Consider the following 7,024-nt stretch of genomic DNA (forward strand, 5'->3'; position numbering starts at 1 on the left):
CATGGACGCCGTCGTTCCCGTCATCTTTCTCCCGAATGCGACGCCGATTGCATCATGTTCGCCGAGAGAAGCGACAGAGCCTTTATTATCGAATGAGAACGTTTCCGTTTCTTTGCCGTGAATCAGTGCGGCCAAATTGTTTGCGCACGTTTCGCCCTGCTGCATGGAAATCTGCGCAGTCGGCGGATAAGGCCTTTCGGTTTCTTCATTTATGATCAGCGAGCAGTCTCCGATTACAAATATATCATCATGGCCTTCAACGCGCAGATCAGGTTTTACCTTCACACGGCCGCGCATGTTTTCAAAGCCTGATTCTTCTATGATCGGGTTGCCGCGGACACCTGCGGCCCATACGACAGTGCCTGCTTTGATTTCTTCGGTCTGATCGTCTTTTCCACAGATGATTCCGTCAGGCGTGCATTCTTTCACAGCCGTGCCGATTTTGAATTCAACGCCTTTTCCTTCAAGGTAGTTGACCGCATAATCGACAAGCTCAGGATCAAAGCCCGGGAGAACGGACGGCGCGGCTTCCACGCATATTAAACGAACCTGCTGGCGATCGATATCGTATTCGCGGCACAGCTCAGGAATGCGGTTGCCCAATTCGCCCAAAAATTCAATGCCGGTAAAACCCGCTCCTCCGACAACGATCGTCAGGCGTTCCGGGCGCTTCTCGGCTTCTGTGTTATACGTCGCAAACTGATATTCAATGTGTTCGCGAAGCTGCCGGGACGAGTTGATGTTTGAAATGGAGAAAGCATACTCTTTCAATCCAGAAATTCCGAAAGTTTCAGGGACGGCCCCCAGCGCTACGACAAGATAGTCGTAACTAAGCTCGCCGGTTTCAAGGACGACTTTCTTTCCTTCTTTATCGATTTTCTTTACCGTATCCTGAACGAAATTGACACGGGATGTATTGATGACGTCTTTAATCTGATAGCGGCATCTGTCATGATGAAGTGTACCTGCGCTCGCTTCGTGCATCCAGGTTGTCTCATAATGATAATTGTGCTTGTTGACAAGCGTAACATCCGCTTCATTGACGCCGATTTTTTTAACAAGTCTCGTAACGGTCATTAATCCACCATAACCTGCACCTAATACTACTACTTTTGGCTTATTCAACGGAATCACATCCACCTTTTCTGTATTTTACTGCTAAGCCGGATTAAAAATAGCCTTTGGGTTATCTTCTGCCGGCTTCAGGCATTTTATGAAAAAAAGTTTGTGAAACCCTTCACTTTAATTTGCCGAACAACGGAATGTTTTTCGGCTGTGCGTCGAAAAATATTCACGAATCTTTAACAAAATGTTCACAACTACATCATAGCCGCTCGCTTTTGCTTTTTCAAGGTTAAATATGCTCGGGCGGCAGACTTTAGATCAGACGGTAATATTTTCCGATCTTAAAAAAACAGACGCGCTCGTATTTATTTTATGTGATATGATATAATTAAGAACAATTTTCATTTAGGGGGCATTATTTTCATGCGTGAAGACTCAAAAGTATATGACATTACAATTATCGGGGGCGGCCCTGTCGGCTTGTTTACCGCATTTTACGGCGGAATGCGGCAAGCGAGCGTCAAAATTATCGAAAGCCTGCCGCAGCTAGGCGGTCAGCTGTCCGCTTTGTATCCCGAAAAATACATATACGATGTAGCCGGGTTCCCTAAAATCCGCGCTCAGGAGCTGGTCGACAATTTGAAAGAGCAAATGGCGAAATTTGATCAGACCGTTTGTCTGGAACAAGCTGTCGAAAGCGTTGAAAAACAAGCAGACGGCATTTTCAAGCTCGTCACCAACAAAGAAATCCACTATTCTAAAACGGTGATTATTACTGCCGGAAACGGAGCATTCCAGCCGAGAAAGCTCGAGCTTGAATCTGCGGCTCAATACGAGAATGCAAACCTTCATTACTTTATAGATGATCTGAATCAATTTGCGGGCAAACGCGTTGCGGTGTTGGGCGGCGGCGACTCTGCCGTCGACTGGGCGCTCATGCTGGAACCGATCGCTAAAGAGGTGTCAATTATTCATCGCCGCGATAAATTCCGCGCACATGAACACAGCGTCGAAAACCTGCACAATTCAAAAGTCAATGTGCTGACACCGTTTGTTCCGACCGAACTGATCGGCGCCGAGCGGATTGAACAGATCGTCATCGAGGAAGTGAAAGGCGAGAGAAAAGAAATCATCGAAGTCGACGATGTGATCGTCAACTTCGGCTTTGTTTCATCTCTCGGACCAATCAAAAACTGGGGGCTTGAAATCGAGAAAAATTCGATCGTCGTCAAGTCCACAATGGAAACGAACATCGAGGGATTCTATGCAGCCGGCGACATCTGCACATACGAAGGAAAAGTCAAGCTGATTGCCAGCGGATTTGGAGAAGCACCGACCGCTGTCAATAATGCAAAAGCTTACATGGATCCTAAAGCGCGCGTGCAGCCGCTGCACTCTACAAGCATGTTTGAAAACAAATAAAAATGAAAAGGAGCCTGACACCGGCTCCTTTTCATTATATGATATTCAAATATGAGAAGATCGTTCCCAAAATCAGCACAATCGTTAAGATACCGACCACTCCCGCCGCAGTCAAGACAATCCGGTCCGTAATTTTCTGTGCTTTTGGAAGCGGTTTTTCGCAGCCGCATGCTTCACAGACTTTTGAATCGTAAGGCGTAAGCCCGCCGCAGCTTCTGCAGTTGATTTTTTCCATGGTTGAACCCCTTTTCTTTACTGGGCTTGGACTCTAAATAAACCTGTCCAGTATAGAATAACAAATTGACGAATAGAATGTCTTAAGATTCACAAAATATTCTTAAATGAACTCCAAAAAACCCTTGTTAGGAAGTGACGATATGTCTTACTACAACAATCGCAATCAAGAGCCTTTGCCAAAGGAAGATATCAGTACGTGGGAATGTACCGCTGAGGACTGCAACGGATGGATGAGAAAAAATTTCACGAGCAGCGATCGCCCTCTATGCCCTCTGTGCAACAAGGAAATGGTAAGCGGAAGCCGCTATATCACCTCAATCACCAACAACACGAGCAATCTCAACCGAATCTTTAACCAGAAATAAACACGATTGTTCCGGAAGCCCCGTTGCAAAAACCTTGCTCAGCACTTGAGCGGGGTGGCTGCATTGCTTCCTTCCGGCATTTCCCGAGCGATGCGGAAAACAGATTATGTTAAATCTTTTACCAAAAGAATCTCATCCCGAATCGGTATGCCGTTATCAGCGGCAAAGGGAATTTCAGGCTTTACTTTTCTTGCTTCTTCAACTGCGTTTACATACAGCTCGGCCATTGTATAGCCTCTCTTTTGATAAAACATAAACGCCCGCATATTATCGTTCGTCGTGATCAGTTTAATCGATTGACACTGTTTTCGCTTTGCAGCACGTTCCACTTCGTTTAAAAGGAGTGAGCCGATCCCTTTGTTTTCGGCAATACTGTCCAAGGAGACGACTTCACATTCGTTTCCGGCGATGAAGTACGTAATCAGGCCTTTTATATCGCCTTTTTCATCTGTCACAGCGAATCCTTCCAATTCATCGCAGCGGAATGTTCCGTGTGAATTGACCATGTCCGGACTTCCCCAATGCTTATGAAAAAACGCGGTAACGTCCGCTTTTGACAAGCCGAGCGTTGATACGAGTTTCATTTCTTTCCCCCCAGATCATAATAAAACGCCTTTTCGTCACGATGATGCATCGCAATGAAAGGCGTTTTTCTCATTCCATATCGTTGACCTGATGCCAATATGTCAGCACTCTTCAGGCTTCCCTGCATTCACTGCGGTTCTGAATGATGATCCGCAGCCGCATGAAGCGATGGCATTTGGATTATCGATGGTGAAGCCTCCGCCCATCATCGATTGTTTAAAATCAATGACCGTACCGTTCATAATATCCAGGCTTTCTTGATCTACAAGCACTGTGATTCCATGCTGGACGAATTCATTGTCGTCTTCGTTTTTTTCGTGTTCAAAACCCATGCCGTATGACAGACCGCTGCATCCGCCGCCTTTTACTCCGATTCTCAAGAATGCGTTCTCCTCTTCATGCTCTTTCATCATATCCTTGATATGAAGAGCAGCCGCTTCCGTGACCGTAACTGTTTTTTCGCTCATAACATCACACCTCCTAAAAGCTCATGTGTACTTTATTATAAAGTCGCACGTCCGATTTCTCAAACGGACCGACTCATGATATAAAAAACTCGCCTTCACATACCGTTTCAGCGGGTCCTGTCATCATGACACGACCGTCATTTTTCCAATTAATGATCAGATCGCCGCCGGCGAGATGGACGATAATGTCCGTGTCTCGTTTGGAATAGCCGTTGAGTATCGAACTCACTGCGGCTGCGCAGGCGCCCGTTCCGCATGCCTGGGTAATTCCTGAACCCCTTTCCCATACACGGAAATGAAGTTCTTTGTCGTTTTCGACTTCAACAAATTCTACGTTAACCCCTTCCGGAAACCTTTCATCTTTTTCAATGAGCGGTCCCATCGACGTAAGCGGCGCTTTTTCAATATCGTCTAAATAAAAGACGATGTGGGGATTGCCCATGGATACAGCGGTACCTTTCATTTCCCGGCCGCCGAATATCATCTTTTCATTGATCGTCTCCGACCCCTGTTCACCGAGCATTGGCATATCTGATTTGAGAAGGCGCGGTTCACCCATATCGACTGTAGCCGATACAACTTTTCCTTCCTTCACTTCAATCTCAGCCTTTACCAAGCCTGAAAGAGTTTCAATTAAAAAGGATGTTTCCTTCACCAGTTTATGTTCATACGCGTATTTTGCAACGCAGCGCAAACCGTTTCCGCAGTTTTTGCCTTCAGATCCGTCGCTGTTGAAAATCCTCATTTTAACCGGCGCTTGATCTGAAGGACAGATGAGTATCATTCCGTCTGAACCGATTCCGGTGTAAACGGAAGACACTTTGACGGCCAAATCTGACAACAGCTCCTCAGGGAGATGTTCTTCAAACTGATTGACGTATATATAGCTGTTTCCTAAGCCGTGCATTTTAGTAAAACGAAAAGAATTCATAGCCGCCTCCACATTTTTTTACTTTCTTCTAGTATAAAAGCTGAAAGGGATGGATACAATATGGCTATCCCCCGTTTTTCATACATAAAAGCTCCCTGCGTTCATATGCAGGGAGCTTTTATCATGTTATCCGATAAACATACCGGCGATCGCCGCGCTTGTAAGGTTGGCCAATGTTCCGGCAGCAACGGCTTTCAAGCCGAGACGGGCGATATCGGAACGGCGGTTCGGCGCCATTCCTCCCAATCCTCCGAGCAAAATCGCCACAGAAGACAGGTTTGCGAAACCGCACAGCGCAAAGCTGATAATCGAAGCGGTTTTGACGGAAAGCTGATCAAACATCGGAGCAAAATTGGAATAAGCGACAAATTCATTCAGCACGAGCTTTTGACCGATAAAGCTTCCGGCCTGAACTGCTTCATCCCAAGGGACGCCGATGACAAAGGCGAGAGGTGCAAATACATAGCCGAGAATGAATTCAAGCGAAAGGTCTTTAAAACCGAACCATCCGCCGATTCCTCCAAGAATTCCGTTTAAAACGGCAATCAAAGCAACAAATGCAAGGAGCATCGCACCGACATTCAAAGCAAGAGAAAGACCTGTTGATGCCCCTTTTGCAGCGGCATCGATGACATTTGCTGCGTCTTCGTCTTCAGCCATTTGAATATCTTTTTCTTCAATTTTCGATTTTTCAGTTTCGGGAATAAGCATTTTTGCCATAATCAAGCCCGCAGGTGCAGCCATAAAGCTCGCTGCAAGCAAATATTCGAGAGGAACCCCAAGAAGGGCGTAACCGAACAAAACAGAACCGGCCACTGATGCGAGTCCGCCTGTCATAACGGCAAACAGCTCCGACTTTGTTAAGTTTGCGATAAACGGCTTAATCACAAGCGGCGCCTCAGTTTGTCCGACAAAGATATTGGCAGCTGCAGAAAGAGATTCCGTTTTGCTTGTTCCGAGCAGTTTTGCCAATCCGCCGCCGATAAAGCGGATGATGACTTGCATGATCCGTAAGTGGTAAAGAACCGCAATCAGCGATGAAAAGAAGATGATAACAGGAAGAACGCTTAAAGCGAAGGCAGCGCTGTCGCCTACTTGCAAGAGAGGCCCGAAGAGAAAGCTGATTCCTTCATTCGCATAATTGACGAGATGCTGAACGGCTTTCGTAAACGAAAGAAACACTTCCCGCCCCATTTCCCATTTGAGAACGATGAATCCGAACAGGAGCTGCATCGCCAAACCGATTAAAATCGTTCTTATGTTAATTTTACTCTTGTGCTCAGAAAGCAGAAAAGCAATCGCGAAAATCGCCAGAATACCAAGAAGTCCCCATAAAATGTTCATGACCACACCTCTTATTATTTTTTAAACTTTTATTAAGATAACAATTAATGATTGGCCTGTCCACAAAAATTTTTAAGAATTTTTTCTCTTTTTATGTAAACCCTTTCAAACAAAGGCTTTGCATGAAAAAACGAGATCACCAAGATGACCCCGTTTTTAAATAAGTTCATTTTCATCAATGAACTTGTATATATTTTCGACCAATTCAGCCGGATTATTCGCTGTCACCATTTCTCCGTTTACAAGAGCATACATGGTCTGCATGCATTGTCCGCAGTAACTCAGGCAGCCGTATTCGACGACGTCCAGATTCGGATCTTTCTCCAATATTTCTTTTGCTTCCTGAGAACCTTGGGCAAGATTGCTGACGCAAAACTCAACGATTGGAAACACTTTATTTCACCTCACATCGCTTTTTTATCGTACCCTATTTACGTTTCAATAGTCAAAGTTTTAGGCTGAGGAATAAAGCTTTTGTAACACATTAATACCTTAAAGGGTTTTACTAATTATCGATTCAAAGCCGATATGTAGGTTATTTTCCCGAGAATTATTGTGATTTTACATCAAATTAGATATAATTCTAGAGGGTATTTACATAGTTTTTT

General features: G+C 45.1%; 9 protein-coding genes. 2 read left to right on the forward strand and 7 right to left on the reverse strand.

Annotated features, from left to right (window positions below):
• Positions 1-1,131 (reverse strand): NAD(P)/FAD-dependent oxidoreductase (locus C1T29_RS18585; protein WP_208945735.1); only part of this gene is annotated, 1,131 nt, incomplete at its 3' end.
• A gap of 357 nt (positions 1,132-1,488) precedes the next feature.
• Between C1T29_RS18585 and yumC the strand changes: the two genes are divergently transcribed.
• Entirely contained in the window at positions 1,489-2,487 is a 999-nt protein-coding gene (yumC, locus tag C1T29_RS18590; RefSeq protein WP_020452821.1) for a ferredoxin--NADP reductase 2, read from the forward strand.
• Positions 2,488-2,521: 34 nt separating this feature from the next.
• Here yumC and C1T29_RS18595 read toward each other — a convergent pair whose 3' ends face one another.
• On the reverse strand, positions 2,522-2,722 hold the full coding sequence (locus C1T29_RS18595) for a hypothetical protein (RefSeq protein ID WP_020452822.1): 201 nt from the start codon (positions 2,720-2,722) through the stop codon (positions 2,522-2,524).
• Between the two features lie 142 nt (positions 2,723-2,864).
• Here C1T29_RS18595 and C1T29_RS18600 point away from each other — a divergent pair, with 142 nt between their 5' ends.
• Positions 2,865-3,089 (forward strand): cold-shock protein, encoded by a 225-nt coding sequence (locus C1T29_RS18600; RefSeq protein ID WP_020452823.1) that lies wholly within the window; start codon positions 2,865-2,867, stop codon positions 3,087-3,089.
• A 104-nt stretch (positions 3,090-3,193) separates the two neighbouring features.
• Here C1T29_RS18600 and C1T29_RS18605 read toward each other — a convergent pair whose 3' ends face one another.
• The 5 genes from C1T29_RS18605 to C1T29_RS18625 form a co-directional block, all read right to left on the reverse strand.
• On the reverse strand, positions 3,194-3,673 hold the full coding sequence (locus tag C1T29_RS18605; protein WP_020452824.1) for a GNAT family N-acetyltransferase: 480 nt from the start codon (positions 3,671-3,673) through the stop codon (positions 3,194-3,196).
• 102 nt (positions 3,674-3,775) lie between these two features.
• Positions 3,776-4,141: a HesB/IscA family protein gene (locus C1T29_RS18610; RefSeq protein WP_020452825.1), complete on the reverse strand. Its 366-nt coding sequence runs from the start codon at positions 4,139-4,141 to the stop codon at positions 3,776-3,778.
• Positions 4,142-4,214: 73 nt separating this feature from the next.
• Positions 4,215-5,072 (reverse strand): diaminopimelate epimerase, encoded by an 858-nt coding sequence (dapF, locus tag C1T29_RS18615; RefSeq protein WP_023856179.1) that lies wholly within the window; start codon positions 5,070-5,072, stop codon positions 4,215-4,217.
• A 126-nt stretch (positions 5,073-5,198) separates the two neighbouring features.
• On the reverse strand, positions 5,199-6,416 hold the full coding sequence (locus C1T29_RS18620) for a NupC/NupG family nucleoside CNT transporter (RefSeq protein WP_020452827.1): 1,218 nt from the start codon (positions 6,414-6,416) through the stop codon (positions 5,199-5,201).
• Between the two features lie 156 nt (positions 6,417-6,572).
• A complete protein-coding gene (locus C1T29_RS18625) occupies positions 6,573-6,809 on the reverse strand; it encodes a YuzB family protein (RefSeq protein WP_003184941.1) in 237 nt (78 codons plus the stop codon).
• Positions 6,810-7,024 lie beyond the last annotated feature (215 nt).

The organism is Bacillus sp. MBGLi79 (assembly GCF_002953915.1).

Coding starts and splice junctions, on each gene's coding strand:
- C1T29_RS18600 (WP_020452823.1), top strand. CDS start 2,865: ATGTCTTACTACAACAATCGCAATCAAGAGCCTTTGCCAAAGGAAGAT.
- dapF (WP_023856179.1), bottom strand. CDS start 5,072: ATGAATTCTTTTCGTTTTACTAAAATGCACGGCTTAGGAAACAGCTAT.
- C1T29_RS18620 (WP_020452827.1), bottom strand. CDS start 6,416: ATGAACATTTTATGGGGACTTCTTGGTATTCTGGCGATTTTCGCGATT.
- C1T29_RS18595 (WP_020452822.1), bottom strand. CDS start 2,722: ATGGAAAAAATCAACTGCAGAAGCTGCGGCGGGCTTACGCCTTACGAT.
- C1T29_RS18610 (WP_020452825.1), bottom strand. CDS start 4,141: ATGAGCGAAAAAACAGTTACGGTCACGGAAGCGGCTGCTCTTCATATC.
- C1T29_RS18605 (WP_020452824.1), bottom strand. CDS start 3,673: ATGAAACTCGTATCAACGCTCGGCTTGTCAAAAGCGGACGTTACCGCG.
- yumC (WP_020452821.1), top strand. CDS start 1,489: ATGCGTGAAGACTCAAAAGTATATGACATTACAATTATCGGGGGCGGC.